This is a genomic window from Novosphingobium sp. BL-S-21 (assembly GCF_055521655.1).
Genome location: NZ_CM145495.1, coordinates 1,993,045 through 2,012,794, shown reverse-complemented (window position 1 = coordinate 2,012,794; position 19,750 = coordinate 1,993,045). Strand labels below are relative to the sequence as shown.

Genomic DNA, 19,750 nt, shown 5'->3' with positions numbered 1-19,750 from the left:
GCCGGTCCAGACATGCCCCAAACAGGGAAAAACGAAACAGGTTGGGAGACCTTGGAGCCATGGCCGAACGCGACCTTGAATTGGGCCGAGATCTGGGAGAGGACCGCAGCGAGGGCATCAGCTGGGCCGAACTCATGGCGCAGGATTCGCGGCAAGCGCCCGCGATCCTGACGCAGGAAAGCTATAGCTATCGCGGGTCGGACCCGATCCCGGCGGAGCGCTACATCAGCGAAGACTTCGCGCGCCTGGAACGCGAGCGGATGTGGCCCTACGTCTGGCAGTTCGTGGCGCGCGAGGAAGACCTGCCCGAAACGGGCGACTTCATCGTCTACGAGAACGCGGGCCGGTCCTACCTCGTCAGCCGGCAGGACGATGGATCGATCCGGGCGATGCACAATGTCTGCCTCCATCGCGGCCGCAAGCTGCGGACCGAGGACGGCCATGCCGACAAGTTCGTCTGCCCGTTCCACGGCTTTGCCTGGAACAAGGACGCCAGCTTCCATTCGATGCCCTGCCAGTGGGATTTCCCGCATCTGGCCGAACAGAACCTCGACTTGCCCGAGGCCGAAGTGGGCCGCTGGGCCGGCTATGTCTTCATCCGAGAGGAGAAGGGCGGGCCGAGCCTGGAGGAATTCCTCAGCCCCTTGCCCGAGCATTTCAAGCGCTGGCGGCATGAGGAATGCGCCAGCGTCATGCGCGTGGCCAAGGAAGTGCCGGCCAACTGGAAAGTGGTGATGGAGGCCTTCATGGAAGCCTGGCACACCATCGTCACGCACCCGCAACTCCTGCCGTTCACCGGCGATTCCAATGCCGCCTACTGGACCTGGGGAGACAACGTGAACGTCAACCTCGTGCCCTTCGGCGTGATGAGCCCGCATATCGAGCAGGGTCAGGGCGAGCAGTGGATCGTCGACGAATTCGTCAAGTACAACGGCCGCTCGGGCGACAATTACGAGGGCGAGGCTTCGGCCAATCCCATGGCGATCCGGGTGCCCGAGGGCGTCACCGCCCGCGCCGCACTGGGTGCGGCGATGCGCGCGGCCTATACCGAGAGCACCGGCTACGACCACGGCGAGGCGACCGACGCCGAACTGCTCGACGCGCTGGTCTACAACGTCTTTCCCAATTTCGCGCCCTGGGGCGGCTATATGCCGAACATCGTCTACAACTGGCTGCCCGGTAAGACGCCGGATACTTGCGTGATGGAAGTGCGCGTGCTGGCGCGCATTCCCAAGGGCCAGCCGATCCCGCGCGGTGCGCCGCTCAAGATGCTGCGGCTGGACCAGAAATGGACCGAGGCGCCCGAACTCGGCATCCTGGGTGACGTGTTCGAACAGGACATGGACAACCTGCCTTATGTGCAGGAAGGGCTCCATGCCTCGAAGACGGGCAAGGTGAACCTCGGCAATTATCAGGAAATCCGCATCCGCCAGTTCCAGGACACGCTGATGAAATATATCGGCGGCGAACTGGGCGGTTCGAAGTCGGGCGGGGCAGATTAAATCCATGAGCGACACTGCTGAAAGCCACCCGCCGCGCATCGACTGCGTGCTGATCTGCGGCGGGGTGTGGCACGACATGGACTTCGCCCGGCTGGAACTGCTCAAGCTGCTGGCCGAGGATCCCGCCGTGCGGACCCGGGTGTTCGAGGACTACGAGAACCTTGACGCCATCCGCGGCGCCGATGTGCTGATAACGTACACCTGCGACGTCACGCCCTCGCTGGCGGCGCAGGAAGTGCTGCGAGACTGGCTCTCTGCGGGCGGGCGCTGGTATGCGCTTCACGGCACCAATTCGGTGCTGCGCCTGCTGGCGGACGGACCCGATGCGGGCTTGTGGGACGCGCCGCGCTGGGCGCCGCTGTTCATGGACCTGCTGGGCAGCCAGTTCGTCAGCCACCCGCCGATCGCGCCTTACACGGTCAGGGTGGCCGATCCCGGCCATCCGCTGGTGCAGGGCATCGCGCCCTTCGACACGACCGACGAACTCTACCACATGGAGCGGCACGGCGACCTGCATGTCCTGCTCGAAACCGAATGCACCGAGGAAGGCACCGGCTTTGTCGAGGCGGCGGATGCCATCGGCACGCACCCGGTCATGTACATCAAGCAGCACGGCAAGGGCGCGGTGCTCTACAATACGCTCGGCCATTGCCGGGGCCATTACGACCTGCAGCCCATGCTGGACTGGTGGCCCACGGTGGACCGCTGCGCCTGGGACCTGCCGGTGTTCTACGAACTGCTGCGCCGCGGGATCGGCTGGATCAAGCAGCGCGAGCGGTAGCGCACCTGCCGGGGCCTCGCGCTCGCAGGCTCCGGCTGCTACAGGGCGCGGCATGAAGTTCCCGGACTCGAATCCGCTCCCCGCTTCCGCCTCAGGCCCCGCTTCCGACGAACCCGACTTCGTGGTGGTCGACGTCGAGACCGCTTGCGCGCGGGTCAGCAGCATCTGCCAGATCGGCATCGTGGGATTCCGCCAGGGCCGCGAAGTCTTCGCCTACGAAACGCTCGTCGACCCCTGCGACGAGTTCTCCACGTTCAACATCCGCATTCACGGCATCTCGCCCGAGCATGTCGCGGGCAAGCCCACCTTCGGGGACATCCATGGCCTCGTCGCGGGCCACCTGACTGGCCGCATCACCGTGGCCCACTCCGGCTTCGACAAGGGCGCGCTCTCGGCCGCCTGCCGGATCGCCGAGCTGGCCGCGATCGAGACCACCTGGCTGGACAGCGTGCGCGTGGCGAAGCGTGCCTGGCCGCAGCTTTCCAGCCACCGCCTCAACGTGCTGTCGCGCCACCTCGGGATACGGCACCGGCATCACGACGCGCTCAGCGATGCGCGGGCGGCGGGCATGGTGATCGTGCGCGCCATGGAAGAGACCGGCATCGACCTGCAGGGCTGGATGGCGCGGCCGGGCAAGCAGGGCAAGGCGCCCGCCGCCGCGGAAGCGGGCCCGCTGAAGGGGCAGCGCATCGCCATCCTCGGCGAGCCGCGCCACGGCGCGCTGGCGCAGTTCGTGGCCGGGGCGGGCGGGCGCGTGCTCACTGCCGTGGGCGCGACCACCACCATGCTCGTCATCAGCGGGCGCCAGCCTTACGGGCGCTGGGTGACGGCCGATGCCCAGCACCGCAAGGCCGAGGAACTGCGCAGCGCCGGGGCGCGCATCGAAATCCTGACAGAGGCGGAACTCCGCGCAAGGCTCGCCGGGGCCTAGCCGCCGGCAGCGGCGCCGGCATCGTTGGCCTCCGGCGCCAGTTCGCGGCGGACGGCCTCCATTTCGGCGAAGAACCGGTTGCGCGCGCCTTGGGCGAAAGGGTTGCTTTCGATGGCATGGCTGACGCCGGGCGCATCGTGGCGCACCATGTCCACCGCCTGCCGGATCAGGTCGAAACTGCGCGTGGTGATGCGGTCGGGCAGGTGATCCATGCGCAGCAGCGCCTTGGCGATCAGGTGCGTCAGCCCCTGCGTCAGCGCGGCCTCGCGGTCATGTTCCTCGGGTGAGGCGATGAGCACGGCCAGTCCGAAGCGCAGCCGCAGGAAGGCCGCGATACGCGGCGCCGAGCGCCCGCGCAGAGGGCAGATCACCACTTTCAGCCCGCGCGTACCCGCGGCAATGCTTTGCGGGCCGAACATGGGATGAGTCGCGACGAGATCGACGTGGGGCGGCAGTTCGGCCAGCAGGATCCCGGCGGGCTCCACTTTGGTGGAGCAGACGTCCATGACCACCGTGCCGGGGCGCAGCAGCGGCGCGATGGCGCGGCACACTTCGGCCAGGGCGGAGAGCGGCACGGCGATCACCACCAGGTCGCAGCGGCAGACGCGGTCCAGCGCGGCCATCTCCACCCCCGGAAGCGGCGATTCCGTCACCAGCGGATCGGCCGCGAGCACGCGGAAATAGGGCAAGAGATAGCGCGCGGAGAGCTGCCCGAAGGCTCCGAATCCGATGATGCCCAGCGAGGGGCCATGCTGCGGCTGACTGCATTCCACGATTGTCACGACCAGGGGGCCTTCGAATGGGGCTCCGTAACCGTGGGTCTTGCTGGGAAGAGTTCAACCGCTGGTCACGCAGCGGTTGAGAACGACAAGGTGCCCACCGCCAATCAGCGGTAGTAATAGCTTCCTGCAAGGGCGGGCATCTTCGTCATGGCGTTCGAGCTAGGCGGGCGGCGTGAGCCTGTCAATCCTCGAGCGTCCATCCTAGAGCGCCCGCGACAGCACCAGGGTGAGCGCGCTGCCGTCCCGCATCGTGCGCGCATCGGTGCCGGAAAGGGGGTAGGCGCGGGTCGGGCTGTGGAAGCGGCGCAGGCGGTTGCTGTGCACCCCGCCGATGGCGCTGGCCTTGAGCGAGAGCTTGACGCCGGCCAGGGCCGTGGTCTCGACATAGGCGCCCCATTCCTCGCCGTTGTTGGAGGTGAGGTGTTCGTCCACGTAGTAGATGTCGTAGCGTTCGGACACGGTGTAGCTCACGCCCCAGGAACTGCGCAGATGGGGCAGGTCGTGCCGGAATTCGGCAGTGAGGGCGCGGGGGGCCAGGTCGTCGATGCGGCGGTCCCGTCCGGTGATCGGATCGCGCAGCCGCGTCTTGCGCCAGGTGCCGTCCAGTGTCAGCCGTGCGCCCGGAAGCACCACGGACAGCGGCAGGCTGGCCTGCGCGGTGGCGCCCCATTGGCGGGCATTGCCCAGAGTGCCCAGCGCCTGGTCCCCCGAGGGCAGCAGGATATAGCCGAGCATTCCCTGGTGGCGTTGGTGGAAGGCCTCCACCGCAATGGCGCCGCCCTTGCCCCAGCGGTGATCGATGCGCAGCAGCGCGCGGCTGATCCGGGCCGGACGCAGGCGGGCATTGCCGCCCAGCGGCCGTCCGTCCGCCTGGTTCACGGAGGCGGCGAAGTCGCTGAAGTCCAGCTGGTCCACCGTCCGCCGCCAGCCCAGCCGCACTTGCGTGGACTTGCCCGGCGACCAGACGAGCGCGCCGGAGGGCTTGAGGTAGGACAGGCTCTGGCTCTGGTTGCTGTCTCCGGTGACGCGGATGCGAGAGAATTCCACGGCCAGCCCGGCTTCGGCCTCCAGGTTCCCGGAAAGGCGCAAGTTGGCATTGGCGAAAGCCTCGCCGCGCAGTTCGGTCACGCGGGTATCGGCATTGGTCAGGTCCACCGGGACCATCGTGCCGCTGCCCGCGTCCTCGCCGTAAGCGAGCTGGCTGGCGAGGCGGTTGTAGGCCAGTTCCGCGCCGAATTCCGGGCGCAGGGCGTGGCTCCCTTCGCGCGAGACGGTGGTGCGGGCGACGAGTTCCAGCGGCTTCTGGTCCTGCTCGGACAAGCTGCGGAACGTACCCTGCCGGTAATCCTCGTCCACCGAGGCCCGCTCGATCCGGGCCAGGCCGACGAGCTTGGTGTTCCAGTCCGCGCCGAGCGGCCGTGTCCAGTCGGCGCCGAATTCGCCGCTGGTGGACGTCTCGCCGTAGTCGATCAGGCGTTCCGCCGAGGGGGCGCCGGAGGATCCGCTTCCGTCCTCGCCTTCGCGAATGGCGATCTTGCGGTGAGAGGCATATTCATCGTGGTTGAGCCGCAAGTTGAGCGTCAGCGTGCCGCCGGCCAGCGGGCGCGAGGCCGAGGCGGTCAGGCCATATTCGGGCGCCTTGGCCCGGATGCTCTCCGCGCGCGATTCCTGCAGCGTGCCGTCCGCGCCGCGGGTGCGATAGTCGGCCTCGGTGACGTAGCGCTCGTTGATGGCAGAGAGTTCGAGGCTGGCCTGCCACGCACCGATGCGGCGGGCATGGCTGATCCGCGCCGTGGGCGAGATCCGTCCCTCCTCGGTGCGTGCCAGTTCCAGCACGGCATTGCCCGAGCCCGCCGCATCGGTCTTGCGGATCACATTGGCCACCAGCGGCTGGCCTTGCGCTTCGGCCGCCTCGCTGCCGCGCAGCAGGACGATCCGGTCCACCTGCCGCGCGCCGATCCGCCGTAGCACTTCGGTAATGCCGCCTGCCTTGACGGTGGGGCGCTGCCCGTCGATCAGGACATTGCCCGCAGCCCCGCCGAAACCGCGCACCGCACTGCCTTCGGAGAGCAGGAAGCCGGGCGTGCGCTCCAGCATGTCGAGCGCGGTCTGGGGCTGGAAGGCGGCGTAGAAGGCGGCGGGATAGACGGGGTCCGGCCCGGTCGGCACGAAGGGCGCCTGGCTCTCCCCATCCGGCCGGTGCACCGCGTCCTGCGCTTCGGCATCGAGCGGCCCGGCGGTCATGGCCAGGCCCGCCAGCATCCATCGTATCGTCGTCATCGGTCGTTTCCGGGAAATTCGGGAAGCCGGGCGGATACGCCGCGGCCTCGTTGCAAAACTCGTTCCTGCTATTAAGACGTATTAGCAACAGAAATAACGACACGAGACGTGCGAATTTTCGAAAAAATGTCCCGCCGGTCCAGCGGGATGCGGGTTTCAGGCGGGGAAGGTGACGATGACGCGCAGGCCCGGCGCGGCGTCTTCCAGCGCGAGGCCGGCGCCCAGTCGCTCGGCGGAAGACTGCACGATGGCCAGCCCCAGGCCGCTGCCGGAAGGGCCGTTCTCGCCCTGGAGGCGGGCGAAACGCGACATGGCCTGCGCGCGCAGTTCGGCCGGGATGCCGGGGCCGTCGTCGCTGACGATCAGATGCACGTTCGCTTCGTCCTTCCGCAAGGCGATGGTCACTTTGCCGCCTGGCCGGTTGTAGCGGATGGCGTTGTCCACGAGGTTGGACAGCATCTCGTAGACCAGCGAACGATGGCCCTGGACGTGGAAGGCGGCGTCCTGCTCATCGTCGAGCAGGAGTTCGACATCGGCCTCGATGGCCTGGCGGATGCGGCGCGAAATCGTCCGGCGGCTCACTTCCACCAGGTCGACCTGTTCCAGCGGCGGCAGGGTGCCGGCCTCGTCCGCGCGGGCGAGGGTGAGCAACTGGGTGAGCAGCCGCTCCAGCCGGTCGGTCGCCTCGTCGATCTCGCGCAGGGCATCGTCGGAGCCGCGCCGGGCCAGCGCGACCTGGAGTTTCAGCACCGAAAGCGGCGTGCGCATCTGGTGCGAGGCATCGGCGGTAAAGCGGCGCGTGGCCGTGGTCGCATCGTCGAGCCGGGTCAGCAGGCGGTCGAACGAGCGCGAGAGGGGTTGCAGTTCGGCGGGCAGGGGGCCGGTCTGCAAGGGCGAGAGGTCGGGCGCGGCGCGGGTGTCGCGGGCCTCGATGGCGGCGCGCAGTTCGGCCAGCGGGCGCAGGCTCCAGCCCAGCGCCGGGCGGATCAGCGCCAGCGCCACGCCGACCAGCACCATTTCGCCGACCAGGAGCGCCGTCATCAACCGGCGGCGCAAGGCGTTCCGGTTGTCGAGCGTCTCGGCCACCTGTACCACCACCGGGCCGGAGACGCGGGGCAGGTCGCGCCGCACTTCGCCGATGCGGATGCGCTGGCCGCGATATTCGGCGTAGCGGAAGCGCGGTTCCTCGGTGGAGAGCGTGGCGATATCCGGCGCGGGCAGGTCGGCATAGCCGGTCAGCAGTTCGCGGCCCACGGCGATGCGGTAGTAGACATTGTCGCGCTCGGCGTTCTCCAGCATGCCGAAGGCGGCGGGCGGCAGGTCCAGCGTTACTTCGCCGCGCTCCACTTCGACCGTCTCGGCAATGGCGCCCAATGCGCCGCCGAGCACGCGGTCGTTGGTGCGGCGCACGACGTCGGAGATCAGCGCCCAGCCGAACAGGCCCAGTGCCAGCGCCGCGATCGCCAGCGGGCCGAGCATGGCGATGCCCAGCCGGAGCCGCAGCGAGACCGATCCCGCCCGGCCGCCTGCCGGGCCGCCCGGCCGCCCGCCCATCGGGCCGGTCTTCCCTGCCCTGTCGTCCCCGGGCTTCACGAACGGTCGAGCATGTAGCCGACGCCGCGCACGGTGCGGATCGCCGGGCCGTCCGGCGCGAGCTTGCTGCGCAGGCGCGTGACGTTGACCTCCAGCGCGTTGGAGCCGACCGGATCGTCGAATCCGAAGACTTCGGCCTGCAAGGTCTCGCGCGAGACGATCTGCCCCGCGCGGGCTGCCAGCGCTTCCAGCACGGCCCATTCGCGGCGGCGCAGCTCGATCGGGCGGGTCCCCACTTCGACGCGCCCGGTGGAGCGGTTGATGGTCATGGCCCCGATCCGCATTTCCGGCGCCGCGTCTCCGCCACGCCGACGGCCGAGCGCACGGACGCGGGCTTCCAGTTCCTCCACGTCGAAGGGCTTGCGCAGATAGTCGTCGGCGCCGAGGTCCAGCCCGCGCACGCGGTCATCCAGACCGTCGCGTGCGGTGAGCATCAGCACCTGCACCCGGTCGCCCCGCGCGCGCAGCCGGGCCAGGACTTCGAAACCGTCGATGTCCGGCAGGCCGACGTCCAGGATCACCAGCGAATAGGGCTCAGTCGCGGCCACCGACAGCGCGTCCTCGCCATTGGCGACGTGGTCGATCGCGTGACCCGCCGCGCGCAGCAGCGAGACCACCCCGCGCGCGAGCTGCGCGTCATCCTCGACGATCAGGATGCGCACGAGGACATCCCGATCCGCGGTTTTTCGTCAGCCGGGCTGTGAAAGTTTTCATGAAAGGTGGGTGACAGCTTCGGATCGTAGGGCATGACCAGCAGCTTATCCGACATGAGACCCGGAAAGCGAGAGGATACGGGAATGCGCAGCTTCATCACGGTTTTGATACTTGCAGCGATGGTCGCATTTCCCGCGATGACGGCGCCTGCCGATGCCCAGCGCCAGAGTGGGCAGGTCCAGGGCGGGCAGGTCCAGCGGCCGGCGGGCTATCCGCGCTCTTATGACGGTCTCATCGCCGATGCCCGCGCCGAGGGCACCGTGCGCATCTATGCCAATGCGGACAAGGCCGAGATGGTGCCTGTCGTCGCGGCCTTCCGCCGCGCCTATCCGGGCATCCAGGTGCTTTACGCCGATCTCGGATCGGCCGAACTCTATCGCCGCTACACCGCGGAGACGCGGGCGAAGCAGTATTCCGCCGACATCGTCTGGTCCTCGGCGATGGACCAGCAGATCAAGCTCATCAACGACGGCTATGCGCAGCAGTACGCCAGCCCCGAGAAGCCTGCCCTGCCGGCCACGGCCGTGTGGAAGAACATGGGCTTCGGCGTCACCGCCGAGCCGATCGGCATGGCCTATAACAAGAAGCTGGTCCCCGCGGCGCTGGTGCCGCAGAGCCACCAGCAGCTCGAACAGCTCCTGCGCCATCGCCGCTCCGCTTTCATGGGCAAAGTGGCGACGTTCGATCCGGCGCGCTCGAACGTGGGCTATCTCTATCTTTCGCAGGACTTCCAGATCACCCGCGACACCCGCAGCCTGGCGGAGGCGATCGCGGCGACGCGCCCGGTGCTGGCCACGCATACCGAGGAAATGCTGCAGGGCGTCGCTTCGGGCAAGCTGGCCATCGCCTACAACGTGATCGGGTCCTACGCGCTGGAACGGGCGCGGCGCGATCCGAACATCGGCGTGATCTTCCCGCACGACTACACCATCGTCACCTCGCGCATCGCCTTCATCGCGCGCGAGGCGCGCCATCCGGCGGCCGCGCGGCTGTTCCTGGACTTTCTTCTCTCCCGCGCCGGGCAGTCCCAGCTCGCCCGGCACAGCCTCTGGCCTGTGCGCACCGACGTGCCTGCTTCCCACCGCCTTCCTGCCGGCCAGGCCCGCCCCGTGCGCGTCGGCCCGCAGCTTCTTGTCAATCTCGATCGCCTGACCCGCGCGCGCTTCCTGCGCGACTGGAACGCGATACTCGCCTCCGGACACAAGACTCCATGAAGATGTTTGCATCGGGCACCGCGCTCCTCGCCCTGATCGCGGCGACCCCGGCGCTGGCCCAGGAACCGAGCAAGGAAGACCTTGCCGAACTGGTGCGCGCGCAGGCCGCCGAAATCGCCTCGCTGCGCCAGCGGGTGGAGAAACTGGAAGCCGGGGCCACGCCCGCTCCCGCGATGGCCGCCGCTCCGCAAGCGCCCGCGGCGCCTGCTCCCGAACCCGCGCCGCCCGAACCCGCCCCGCAAGTCGTGGTGACGCAGCCTTATGCCCCGCAGCTCGTTCCGCCGGGACCGGCCGAGCGCGATGTCGAGCGCGTGCGCGCCGCCGCCGTCTCGGCCTCGGGCGTCAGCACCGAATGGGGCGCTGGCCTGCCGGTGTTCCACTCGGCGGACGGCATGTTCAGCTTCAAGCCGCGCGGGCGCATCATCACCGATGTCAGCACCACCACCGGCTCGAAATACAGCGGCCGCAACCTCACCACCACCGGCATGCGCGCGCTGCGCATGGGCCTGGAAGGCACGGTGGGCACGCACTTCTTCTACCAGTTCGAGAGCGATTTCTCGGAGAACGAGGTGGACGTCGTCACCGCCTTCATGGGCTGGCGCAACCGCATCGCGCCAGGCATGGACTATGACGTGCGCGTCGGCCACTTGTTCAACGACCGCAGCTTCGAAGGCTCCACGGGTTCGGACTCGACCCCCTTCACCGAACGCTCGGTTGTCGCCACCGCGATTATCCCGCAGCGCGCCTTCTACGGCCTCGGCATCATGCCGCGCCTGTTCTGGAAGACCGGCCACGCCTCGCTGACCGTGACCGGCGACCGCATCGACGGTGACCAGAGCACGTCCGACAATCGCACCGTGCTCGCCCGCGCGCACTGGAATCCGCTGAAGACCGACCGGCAGGTGCTGCACCTCGGCGTGTGGGGCTTCGACGAGATGCTCCACCCCGGCAAGAACACGCTGACCCGCAACACCGTGATCGGCGGCCGCTTCAACGGCGCGCTCCGCCTTTCTACCGGCACGCTGATCGGCGGCACCGGCACCACCGGCTACGGCGTGGAACTGGGCGGCTATTCCGGCCCGCTGTGGATCATGGGCGAAGCGGGCGAGCGCCATGCCCGCCTCGACAACGGCCGCCCCGATTTCGTCACCCGCGCCTTGAGCGTTTCGGGCGGCTGGTTCCTTACCGGGGATCTTCCTCCCTACAACCCGCGCCTCGGCAGCTTCGGCCAGCCCAAGGTGCTGCGCCCGGTCTTCGAAGGCGGCCCCGGCGCGATCGAACTGACCGCGCGCTACGAGAATCTCGAATTCGACGACATCGTCACGCCCGCCCAGGGCTGGGCGGCGACGCTGGGCGTGAACTGGTATCTCAACAGCTTCACGCGCTTCCAGCTCAACGCGATCCACTGGAACACCCAGAACACTGCCGGTGCCTATACCGGCAAGGACGATGGACAGACCCTGACGGCACGCGTCGGCGTCACGTTCTGATCATGCGGCACCGGCCCCAAGTTGGATTCAGGCGCCCCCACCCGACCTCCCACAGCAGTGTACCCTGGATGGGAGGTCGGGTGGGGGCGTGGGCCGGTGCCGCACCGAAAATGCCCCTCGGGGCATTTTCCAGACAGCTCCCTTCACATCCATGACAGACATTCGGGGACAATCATGAGTCTCGCCCTTATCGGCTTCCTGATGGTGGCCACTTTCATGACGCTCATCATGACCAAGCGGATGACGCCGCTGGTCGCGCTGATCGTCGTGCCTACGCTGTTCGCACTGCTCGCCGGGTTCCACTCGGGGCTGGGCGACATGATGATCGAGGGCCTGACCAAGCTGGCGCCCACCGGCGTCATGCTTCTCTTCGCCATCCTGTTCTTCAGCACGATGACCGACACCGGCCTGTTCGACCCGCTGGTGGGCCGCCTGATCCGGCTGGTGCACGGCGATCCGATGCTGATCCTGATCGGTTCGGTGGTGCTTTGCGCGCTGGTCAGCCTCGATGGCGACGGATCGACGACCTACATCATCACGATGGCCGCCATGCTGCCGCTCTACAAGCGCTACGACATGAACCGGCTCTACCTCGTCTGCCTGCTGATGGTGACGAGCGGGGTGATGAACCTCACCCCCTGGGGCGGGCCGACCGCGCGCGCCGCCAGTGCGCTCAAGCTCGATCCCTCGACGCTGTTCGTGCCGCTGATCCCCGGCATGGTCGCGGGCCTGGCCTTCCTGGTGCTGCTGGCGATCCACTTCGGGCGCAAGGAACGCCGCCGCATCGGCCGCGTTCACGCCGCGACACCGCAGGAACTGGCCGACTTCGCGGTTTCGCAGTGGCCTGAGGCGCGCCGTCCAAAGATGATCTGGTTCAATGCCGCGCTCGTCGTGGCGCTGCTGGTCCTGCTGGTCTGGGGCGTGCTGCCGCTGCCGATCCTGATGATGCTGGCCTTCGCCATCTCGATGATCGCCAACTATCCCCATGTGAAGGAGCAGAAGGAGCGCATCGCTGCCCATGCCGGCAACGTGCTGGCGGTGGTCTCGCTGATCTTCGCGGCGGGCATCTTCACCGGCATCCTTTCGGGCACCGGCATGGTCGAGGCGATGAGCCGCGAGGTCGTGAACTTCATCCCGCCCTTCCTCGGCCCCTACATGGCGCCGATCACCGCGCTCATCAGCCTGCCGGGCACGTTCTTCATCTCGAACGACGCCTTCTACTTCGGCATGCTGCCCATCCTGGCCGAAGCCGGCGCGCACTACGGCGTGGAGCCCATGGCCATCGCCCGCGCCTCGCTGATGGGCCAGCCGGTCCACCTGCTCAGCCCGCTGGTGCCATCGACCTACCTGCTGGTCAGCCTTGCCGGCGTGGACCTGGCCGACCACCAGCGCTTCACCCTGGTCCCGGCAGCGCTGTGCTGCCTGGTCATGACGGTGGTGGGCATGCTGGTGCTGGCGTTCCCGTTCGTGGGGTAACAGTGTTGCACCAGCCTCGGTTTCGTCATTGCGGCCCTGCTCGTCACTGCGAGGGTAGCCCGCCCCTTCGTCATTGCGAGGGTAGCCCCCTCTCTCGTCATTGCGAGCGTAGCGAAGCAATCCAGGGCGGTGCCGCACCGCTCTGGATTGCCGCGCCCCTGCGGGGCTCGCAATGACGAAGGATGGGACGAGAGCGAGGCCGAGGCCGAGGCTGGCGGCGGAAACGGAAACGGAAACGAAGCCGAAGCCGAAGCCGAAGACCAGCCCGGGGCCGATCACCATTACGGTCATGATCCTGCGCTTTCTTGCCGCGCTCGCGCTGGGCGCGGCGGGGGGCGCGCTGTTCTGGGCGGTGGGCGCGCCGCTGCCCTGGGTGCTTGGCGCGATGATCGCCTGCGCGGCGGGCAGTATCGCCCGCCTGCCGATAGCCGCCTCTTCCGCCACCCGCCGCCCGATGTCGGCGGTGATCGGCGTGGTGCTGGGCAGCGCCTTCCATCCCGGCCTGCTCGCACAGGCGGCGGCGTGGATCGTGCCCATCGCGCTGCTGCCGCTGTTTCTTGCCAGCGCCGCGTTCCTCTGCGTCATCTATTTCCGCCGCGTCGCCCGCTTCGACCCGCCGACCGCCTATTTCGCCGGAATGCCCGGCGGCATTGCCGAAATGGTGCTGATGGGCTCCGAACGCGGCGCGGACGAGCGCATGGTCGGCCTGATCCACGGCGCGCGGATATTCCTGGTGGTCTTCATCTTGCCCTTCCTGATCCGGGCTTTCGAGGCGGACGTCCATGCGCCCCCGTTGGTGACCGCGCTGGCCGCGCCGGTGACGACGGAAGCCACCGGCTGGCCGCTGCTGTTCTGGGGCCTTGGCTGCGCGGTCATCGGTAGTCTCCTCGGCCGGACCTTGCGCCTGCCGGCATGGCACCTGATGGGGCCGCTTTTCGTCAGCGCGCTGGTGCACCTGACCGGCCTTTCCGATTTCCACATCCCCGCCTGGGCCGTCGCCGCCGCGCAAGTCGGCCTTGGCGCGACCATCGGCTGCCGGTTCGTCGGCCTCGACCTGGCGACATTGGCGCGCACCCTGCTGCTGGCAGCCGGATCGACGGCGATCCTGCTTGTCATAACCTTCGGCTGGGCCTTTGCGATCGGCTGGGCTACGGGGCTCAACCCGGCGCTCGTCGCGTTGGCCTATTCACCCGGCGGGGTCGCGGAAATGAGCATGGTCGCCCTCAGCCTCTCGCTGGAGGCGGGCTTCGTCATCGTCCACCACCTCGTGCGCGTGATGCTGGTCATCGTCGGCGCGCCGCTTTCCTTCCGCATCATGGGAGCCCCCCGATGACCCCAGTGCCCGACCCCCGCGAACAGACCATCGCCATCCTCTACCAGGCGCTCGAACCGCCGGTGATCGACGGCGCGCGCAAGGAAGCCAAGCCCGGCGGCTATTCGGACAGCGGGGCGGACATCGGCGTGGCGCTCCTCGCCGCCGGGTGCACCCTGGCGACGCCGGTGGCAGACCCCGACCCTACCCGCGTGTTCGACTGGGTCTGGCCCGATACCGAGGAAGGCATCGCCGCCGCGCTGAACGCAGGGGCAACGCTGCTATGGGCCAATACCGTGGTCTTCGCCGGCCACCCCATCGAGGCGGCCAGCCGCAAGGCGTGGGTCGTCGGGCCGGACCCCCGCGCCATGCAGGAGATCGACGACAAGGCCGCCACCAATGCCCGGCTGCTCGACGCGGGCCTGCCGGTCGCGCGGTCCTGGCTGATCGATGGCGACGGCGATCTCGATGCCCAGCTCGCGCCTTTCGCGCAGGCCGTGCCGATCGTGGTGAAGCCCTTGCGGGGTCGCGGCAGCCAGGGCGTGGGCGTGGCGCGGACGCGTGAGGAACTGGCCCAGCAGGTTCGCGAACTGGCGGAAAGCCGCCGCTTCGGCGCGGCGATCATGCTGGAGCAGTTCCTGCCCGGCCAGGAAATCACCATTACCGTGATGCCCGCCGCCTGCCGCGCGGGCGAAGCCGGTCCTTTCGCCTTGCCGCCGGTGCGCCGCTTCGACCAGATCGGCGATGTGGCGCCCTATAACGGCGACGTGCCCGTCAGCCGTAACAGCGCCGCGATGACGCGCGAGGAATGCGCCGATCCCGCCATCGCCGCAGTCACGGCGGCCTGCGAAAAAGCCGCCGCGCTCCTCGAAATCCGTGCGACCATGCGGATCGACTGCCGGGCGGATGCCCAGGGCGCCTATTTCCTTTTCGACGTCAACGCCAAGCCCAACCTGACCGGGGCCGGCAGGCCAGGGCGCGAGGACGAAGACAGCCTTTCCACCATTGCCGCCGCCGCCTGCGGCTGGACCTATCCGGACTTTCTCCTGGCTGCCGCTCGCGGCGCCTGGAGAAGCCCCCAAGACCAACAGGGATAATACCACATGACCGACCTGTGGCAGCACATCGTTGCCGATTTCTCCAACCTCGGCTCGCCCACGGCGCTGGCCGCCTTCGGGCAAGTCGTGCTGATCGACGTGATGCTGGCGGCTGACAATGCCATCGTCGTCGGCGCCCTTGCCGCCGGACTTCCCGCGGCCATGCGCCGCAAGGTGATCCTGATCGGCGTGCTCGCCGCGCTGGTCCTGCGCATCGCCTTCGCGCTTGTCGTCACCCAGCTGATGCAGCTTGTCGGCCTGGTCTTCGCCGGCGGCCTGCTGCTGGTCTGGGTGGCGTGGAAGATGTGGCGCGAACTGCGCGAGGACGCGGGCGGAGAGGGCGATCCCGTCGCCAGCGCCGCGCCGCGTTCCTTCGCGGCGGCGGCCTGGGCCGTGGCCGTGGCCGACATCAGCATGAGCCTCGACAACGTGCTGGCCGTGGCCGGTGCCGCGCGCGACCATCCCGGCATCTTGGCCATCGGCCTGATCCTCTCGGTGGCCCTGATGGGTCTTGCCGCCAACCTGCTGGCGCGCGTGATCGAGCGCTATCGCTGGATCGCCTACGTCGGCCTGCTCGTGATCCTCTGGGTCGCCGGCAAGATGATCTGGGAAGGCCTGGTAGACCCCTCGCGCGGGTTGCTGGTGCTGTTCTGACAATGAGCTTCGGGGCCGCGGTGCATCCTGCGCCGCGGTCCCGGGCTTCCCATGCGCGCCTGCCGTCGGGGGCCGCTCAGTTGAGCGGTGTGGGCGGCGGCACCGCGTTGCCGGTCTGCCCGTTCGTTACCAGGGCCCGCGCCTGCGATACCCGGCTATACGGCGGCACGCTGTGCGTCAGCCAGACATTGCCGCCGATCTCCGAGCCCCTGCCGATCGTCACGCGCCCCAGGATCGTGGCGGCGGCGTAGATCACCCCGTCGTCCTCGACGATGGGGTGGCGCGGCAGCGCGCGGACCAGCGCGCCCGAACTCTCCGTCGTGAAGTCCTTCGCGCCCAGGGTGACGCCCTGATAGAGCCGGACATTGTCCCCCACGATCGCCGTCTCGCCCACGACCACGCCGGTGCCGTGATCGATGAAGAAGCCGCGCCCGATCCGGGCGGCGGGGTGGATGTCGATGCCGGTGGCGCCATGGGCGATTTCCGAGAGGATGCGCGCCACCAGCGGCGCACCCAGCCCGTGAAGGGTATGGGCAAGCCGGTGGTGGATGATCGCCAGCAGGCCGGGATAGCAGATCAGCACTTCGTCCAGGCTGCGCGCGGCCGGATCGCCGCGAAAGGCGGCATCGATGTCGAGGTCCAGCAGGCGGCGGATATCCGGCAGGCGGCGCGAGAATTCCAGCACCAGCGCGTCGGCACGCTGCTCCACGGCCTGCCGCGCCTCCTTTGCGGCATAGAGCAGTTCCAGCCGGACTTGCGCCTGCAACCGGCTGAGCGCGATCTGCAGGGACTGGGTGACGAAAGTCGCTTCATTGTGACGCCGCACGAAGTCCGGGCCGAGCCGCAGCGGGAACAGCGCCCCGCAGAGTTCCTCGGCCACTTTCGCCAGCCGCACGCGCGAAGGGAAGCCCTCCGCCCCGTGCTCGGCATGCTGGCGGCCTTCCGCGCGCCGGCTGCGGCGGATTTCGGAGAGTTCGCCGGCAATATCCTCGACGTTCCAGAAGTCGTCACCGGGGGTGGCGGCGCCGTCCGCCACCTGCCCATCGCCCGCCGCTGGAGGTCCGCCGCTCGTGGCCAGGGAGAGCGCGCCGCCGGGACGGGAATCGGCGGCGCTCGTGTCGCCGGAATTCGGGGAAGCCATCGTTTTCACCTCGTTGCTGAGGGATCACGACGCTTGGCGTTGTCGCCCCAGCATCGCGCGCTTTAGCGGTTGGTAACGCGGAGCAAGCTGCATCCCGATCAAATGCCGCGGGTCGACAAAGTGCGATGACGGGTATCGCCGACCGGACGCCCGTACTCCGGTTATTCGGGCAGAGCGCGCCGCCGTCAAGCAAGCGCGGGCCGTCCGGCAATAGAAAATCTGGCCGGTGCGAAACGCGAAGTTGCGCCGCGCACCGCGGGGGCGCTGCCATGCGATTGGCCCTTCCCACGGCGCCTTTCAGCGCCTAGAGGCGGCTCATCCCCGGGGGGCCGCTGACGCGCGGCTGAGAGGTGGTCAGCAGACCACGACCCGCTGAACCTGATCCGGTTGGTACCGGCGTAGGGAGGGCTGGCGGCAGAACCGTTGTCCCTCCGATTGGAGTGGACGCGACGCAATGAATACCCTTTCCCGCTGCATGGGCCATGCCATGCTGACTCTCCCGGCCCTGTTCCTCGCGCCTTCCGCCATGGCGGAAACCGAAGCGGATGCGCGCGACGACGCCGCGCCCGACAGCATCGAAGTGATCGGCCACCCCGATCCCGAGGGCCTGCTGCCCGACCAGACCGCGCCCAAGGCCGTCAGCGCGATCTCCACCGACTTCATCGTCAAGCAGGCACCCACGCTCAATGCCTTCCAGCTGGTCAATCTCCTGCCCGGCGCCAATGTCTCCTCCAGCGACCCTTACGGCCTCTCCACCAGTTCCAGCCTGACCCTGCGCGGCCTGGGGCAGGACCAGATCGGCGTGCTGATGGAAGGCGCGCCGCAGAACGACATCGGCTATTTCTACGCCTATCCCTCCCAGTTCGCCGATGCCGAAAACGTGCGGCAGATCACCCTGGCGCAGGGCGCGGTGGACATCGACGCGCCGGTCGTGGCCGCCGCCGGAGGGCTGCTTTCGCTCTCGCTCGACGATCCCCGGTCGGAGATGGGCGGCCTGGTCAATCTCTCGGTCGGGTCCTACGACCAGCGCCGCGCCTTCCTGCGCTTCGATACCGGCACGATCGGCAAGACCGGCCTCAAGGCCTTCGTTTCCTATTCGAACAACCGCGCGGACAACTGGCGCGGCGCGGGCTACGACCAGCGCCAGCATGTCGATGCCAAGCTGCTGGGCGAATGGGGCGATGGCAACCGTGCCAGCCTGTCGCTCTCGTTCAACGAGGCCAAGACTTCCGCTTATCCCAGCCCCACCATGGCCGACTGGCAGGCCGCCGGACGCGGTTTTAACCACGATGAGCGCTACGATCCGACGGGCGCCTCGGGCAGCCTGGGGGGGACGAACTACTGGCGCCTCTACCGCGCGCCGTTCCGCAACTTCTATGCCGCCGCCCCGGTGCACCTGAAGCTGAACGACCGGCTGACGTTCGACAGCAGCGCCTATCTCCAGCTCGGCCATGGCAATGCGCCCTACGGCACGCAGCTCAGCGAAACCGGCAATTTCCTGGGCACCGAGGAACTGGCCCAGCCGATCACCTTGCCGGGTGCCGTGGACGGCGTGGCCACCGTGCTCGGCAACTGGACGGGCAAGCAGTTCCGCGTGGGCGATGTGAGCAAGCTGACTTTCGAGGCCGGCGCGCACCGGATCACCGCCGGGCTGTGGTTCGATTACGGCACGGACCGCGTCACCCAGTCCTACACCTCGATCGATGCCCAAGGCCACCCGCTCGACCAGTGGGGCTACCAGGACGAGGCGATCCGCACTGCCGACGGCCGCCTGCTCGCTTACGAGAACGCCCGGACCGAGACGGTCACCAAGGCCTTCTTCCTGGCCGACAGCATCACCGTGACCCCGCGCCTCGTCGTCGATCTGGGCTTCAAGGGCGTGGACGTGCTGCGCAACGGCCGCAATTATCTGCCGGGGCCGCAGCAGACCGTGCGCACGGACAGCTTCGCGGCCCTGCCCCGCGCGGCCCTGCACTATACCCTGAACGACCGGCAGCAGCTGTTCGCCAATATCACCACCAGCTTCCGCACGCCCAACGAGTTCGCGCTCTACAACAGCTACTATGGCGGCGAGATCGTGGGCGCGGGCACGACGAGCCTCAAGAACGAGTACTCGGTCTCGCAGGAACTGGGCTATCGCTACATCGGCCCCAGCCTGTCCTTCTCGCTGACGGCCTTCCACTACCACTTCCGCAACCGGCAGGTGGCCACGGTGGTGAACAGCGGCGGCGCCCTGGTGAATTCCACCGTAAATGGCGGCAGCCAGACCTCCTACGGGCTGGACGGCGAGATCGACTATCGCCCGGCCAAGGGTGTCAGCGTCTATCTCTCGGGCGAATATCTGCACGCGCGTCTCGATGACGACTTGCCGGTCGGCGGCGATTTCCTGCCTACCAAGGGCAAGCACGCGGTTTCCAGCCCCAGCTTCCAGTTCGCCATGGGCAGCACGTACGACGATGGCCGCCTGTTCGGCAGCACCGCGCTGAAATACGTGGTCCGCCAGTACGCCACTTTCATGAACGACGAGAGTATCAAGGGTTACGCCACGCTCGACCTCTCGGTAGGCGTGCACCTGGCCGGCCTGATCGATGCACAGCGCATGGACTTGCGGCTCAACGCGATCAATGTGACCAACCCGCATGTGCTGTCCGGCGTCTATGCCGTCAGCACCAATGCGCAGGACACGGTGGGCCGTGGCGGCACGGTCATTTCGGGCGCGGCGCCGGCCTATTACGTGGGAAGCGGCCGCGCCTTCGTGGCAACGCTGAGCCGCGCCTTCTGAT

15 protein-coding genes and 1 riboswitch are annotated in these 19,750 nt (G+C 68.2%); of the genes, 10 read left to right on the top strand and 5 right to left on the bottom strand.

Annotation, left to right across the window (positions count from 1 at the left end; genetic code table 11):
- The first annotated feature begins 59 nt into the window (after positions 1-59).
- From ACZ1J6_RS07990 to ACZ1J6_RS07980, 3 genes are read left to right on the top strand one after another with little or no spacing between them, the layout of a single operon-like run.
- On the top strand, positions 60-1,502 hold the full coding sequence (locus tag ACZ1J6_RS07990; protein ID WP_465127263.1) for an aromatic ring-hydroxylating oxygenase subunit alpha: 1,443 nt from the start codon (positions 60-62) through the stop codon (positions 1,500-1,502).
- Positions 1,503-1,506: 4 nt separating this feature from the next.
- Positions 1,507-2,283: a ThuA domain-containing protein gene (locus ACZ1J6_RS07985; protein ID WP_442045325.1), complete on the top strand. Its 777-nt coding sequence runs from the start codon at positions 1,507-1,509 to the stop codon at positions 2,281-2,283.
- A 52-nt stretch (positions 2,284-2,335) separates the two neighbouring features.
- Entirely contained in the window at positions 2,336-3,214 is an 879-nt protein-coding gene (locus tag ACZ1J6_RS07980) for an exonuclease domain-containing protein (RefSeq protein WP_465127262.1), read from the top strand.
- Here the strand turns inward: ACZ1J6_RS07980 and ACZ1J6_RS07975 are convergent.
- From ACZ1J6_RS07975 to ACZ1J6_RS07960, 4 genes are all read right to left on the bottom strand, one after another.
- The gene (locus tag ACZ1J6_RS07975) at positions 3,211-3,996 is read right to left on the bottom strand and encodes a prephenate dehydrogenase/arogenate dehydrogenase family protein (protein WP_465127261.1); all 786 of its coding nucleotides are present in this window, start codon (positions 3,994-3,996) and stop codon (positions 3,211-3,213) included. The genes ACZ1J6_RS07980 and ACZ1J6_RS07975 overlap by 4 nt on opposite strands.
- Before the next feature lie 201 nt (positions 3,997-4,197).
- The gene (locus ACZ1J6_RS07970) at positions 4,198-6,276 is read right to left on the bottom strand and encodes a TonB-dependent receptor plug domain-containing protein (RefSeq protein WP_465127260.1); all 2,079 of its coding nucleotides are present in this window, start codon (positions 6,274-6,276) and stop codon (positions 4,198-4,200) included.
- Between the two features lie 156 nt (positions 6,277-6,432).
- Positions 6,433-7,830, bottom strand: coding sequence for a sensor histidine kinase (locus ACZ1J6_RS07965; protein ID WP_465127259.1), 1,398 nt, complete (start codon positions 7,828-7,830; stop codon positions 6,433-6,435).
- 35 nt (positions 7,831-7,865) lie between these two features.
- Complete coding sequence (locus tag ACZ1J6_RS07960; protein ID WP_207913035.1) at positions 7,866-8,531, bottom strand: response regulator; 666 nt, start codon at positions 8,529-8,531, stop codon at positions 7,866-7,868.
- 135 nt (positions 8,532-8,666) lie between these two features.
- Here ACZ1J6_RS07960 and ACZ1J6_RS07955 point away from each other — a divergent pair, with 135 nt between their 5' ends.
- The 6 genes from ACZ1J6_RS07955 to ACZ1J6_RS07930 all read left to right on the top strand — a co-directional run bounded on the left by ACZ1J6_RS07955 (position 8,667) and on the right by ACZ1J6_RS07930 (position 15,826).
- The gene (locus ACZ1J6_RS07955) at positions 8,667-9,797 is read left to right on the top strand and encodes an ABC transporter substrate-binding protein (protein WP_465127258.1); all 1,131 of its coding nucleotides are present in this window, start codon (positions 8,667-8,669) and stop codon (positions 9,795-9,797) included.
- Positions 9,794-11,287 carry an OprO/OprP family phosphate-selective porin gene (locus ACZ1J6_RS07950; RefSeq protein WP_465127257.1) on the top strand — a complete coding sequence of 498 codons (1,494 nt, stop codon included), beginning with the start codon at positions 9,794-9,796 and terminating at the stop codon, positions 11,285-11,287. The genes ACZ1J6_RS07955 and ACZ1J6_RS07950 overlap by 4 nt, the downstream gene beginning before the upstream one ends.
- A 57-nt stretch (positions 11,288-11,344) precedes the next feature.
- Positions 11,345-12,763, top strand: a complete 1,419-nt coding sequence (locus ACZ1J6_RS07945; protein ID WP_465127256.1) for a CitMHS family transporter — start codon at positions 11,345-11,347, stop codon at positions 12,761-12,763.
- Between the two features lie 289 nt (positions 12,764-13,052).
- On the top strand, positions 13,053-14,096 hold the full coding sequence (locus tag ACZ1J6_RS07940) for an AbrB family transcriptional regulator (RefSeq protein WP_465127255.1): 1,044 nt from the start codon (positions 13,053-13,055) through the stop codon (positions 14,094-14,096).
- Entirely contained in the window at positions 14,093-15,172 is a 1,080-nt protein-coding gene (locus ACZ1J6_RS07935; RefSeq protein WP_431568897.1) for an ATP-binding protein, read from the top strand. The genes ACZ1J6_RS07940 and ACZ1J6_RS07935 overlap by 4 nt, the downstream gene beginning before the upstream one ends.
- A 6-nt stretch (positions 15,173-15,178) precedes the next feature.
- On the top strand, positions 15,179-15,826 hold the full coding sequence (locus ACZ1J6_RS07930; RefSeq protein ID WP_132267520.1) for a YjbE family putative metal transport protein: 648 nt from the start codon (positions 15,179-15,181) through the stop codon (positions 15,824-15,826).
- A gap of 76 nt (positions 15,827-15,902) precedes the next feature.
- On the opposite strand, the gene epsC is transcribed toward ACZ1J6_RS07930, so the two are convergent.
- Complete coding sequence (gene epsC, locus ACZ1J6_RS07925; protein WP_465127445.1) at positions 15,903-16,862, bottom strand: serine O-acetyltransferase EpsC; 960 nt, start codon at positions 16,860-16,862, stop codon at positions 15,903-15,905.
- Positions 16,863-17,279: 417 nt separating this feature from the next.
- Positions 17,280-17,389: riboswitch (TPP riboswitch) on the top strand.
- A 104-nt stretch (positions 17,390-17,493) separates the two neighbouring features.
- Between epsC and ACZ1J6_RS07920 the strand changes: the two genes are divergently transcribed.
- Positions 17,494-19,749 (top strand): TonB-dependent receptor, encoded by a 2,256-nt coding sequence (locus ACZ1J6_RS07920; RefSeq protein ID WP_465127444.1) that lies wholly within the window; start codon positions 17,494-17,496, stop codon positions 19,747-19,749.
- Position 19,750: the final 1 nt, after the last annotated feature.

Bases quoted from the DNA above. Each gene is read 5' to 3' on its own strand.
- ACZ1J6_RS07965 (WP_465127259.1), bottom strand. From the start codon at position 7,830: ATGGGCGGGCGGCCGGGCGGCCCGGCAGGCGGCCGGGCGGGATCGGTC.
- ACZ1J6_RS07990 (WP_465127263.1), top strand. From the start codon at position 60: ATGGCCGAACGCGACCTTGAATTGGGCCGAGATCTGGGAGAGGACCGC.
- ACZ1J6_RS07940 (WP_465127255.1), top strand. From the start codon at position 13,053: ATGATCCTGCGCTTTCTTGCCGCGCTCGCGCTGGGCGCGGCGGGGGGC.
- ACZ1J6_RS07985 (WP_442045325.1), top strand. From the start codon at position 1,507: ATGAGCGACACTGCTGAAAGCCACCCGCCGCGCATCGACTGCGTGCTG.
- ACZ1J6_RS07920 (WP_465127444.1), top strand. From the start codon at position 17,494: ATGGCGGAAACCGAAGCGGATGCGCGCGACGACGCCGCGCCCGACAGC.
- ACZ1J6_RS07930 (WP_132267520.1), top strand. From the start codon at position 15,179: ATGACCGACCTGTGGCAGCACATCGTTGCCGATTTCTCCAACCTCGGC.
- ACZ1J6_RS07950 (WP_465127257.1), top strand. From the start codon at position 9,794: ATGAAGATGTTTGCATCGGGCACCGCGCTCCTCGCCCTGATCGCGGCG.
- ACZ1J6_RS07955 (WP_465127258.1), top strand. From the start codon at position 8,667: ATGCGCAGCTTCATCACGGTTTTGATACTTGCAGCGATGGTCGCATTT.
- ACZ1J6_RS07980 (WP_465127262.1), top strand. From the start codon at position 2,336: ATGAAGTTCCCGGACTCGAATCCGCTCCCCGCTTCCGCCTCAGGCCCC.
- ACZ1J6_RS07935 (WP_431568897.1), top strand. From the start codon at position 14,093: ATGACCCCAGTGCCCGACCCCCGCGAACAGACCATCGCCATCCTCTAC.
- ACZ1J6_RS07970 (WP_465127260.1), bottom strand. From the start codon at position 6,276: ATGACGACGATACGATGGATGCTGGCGGGCCTGGCCATGACCGCCGGG.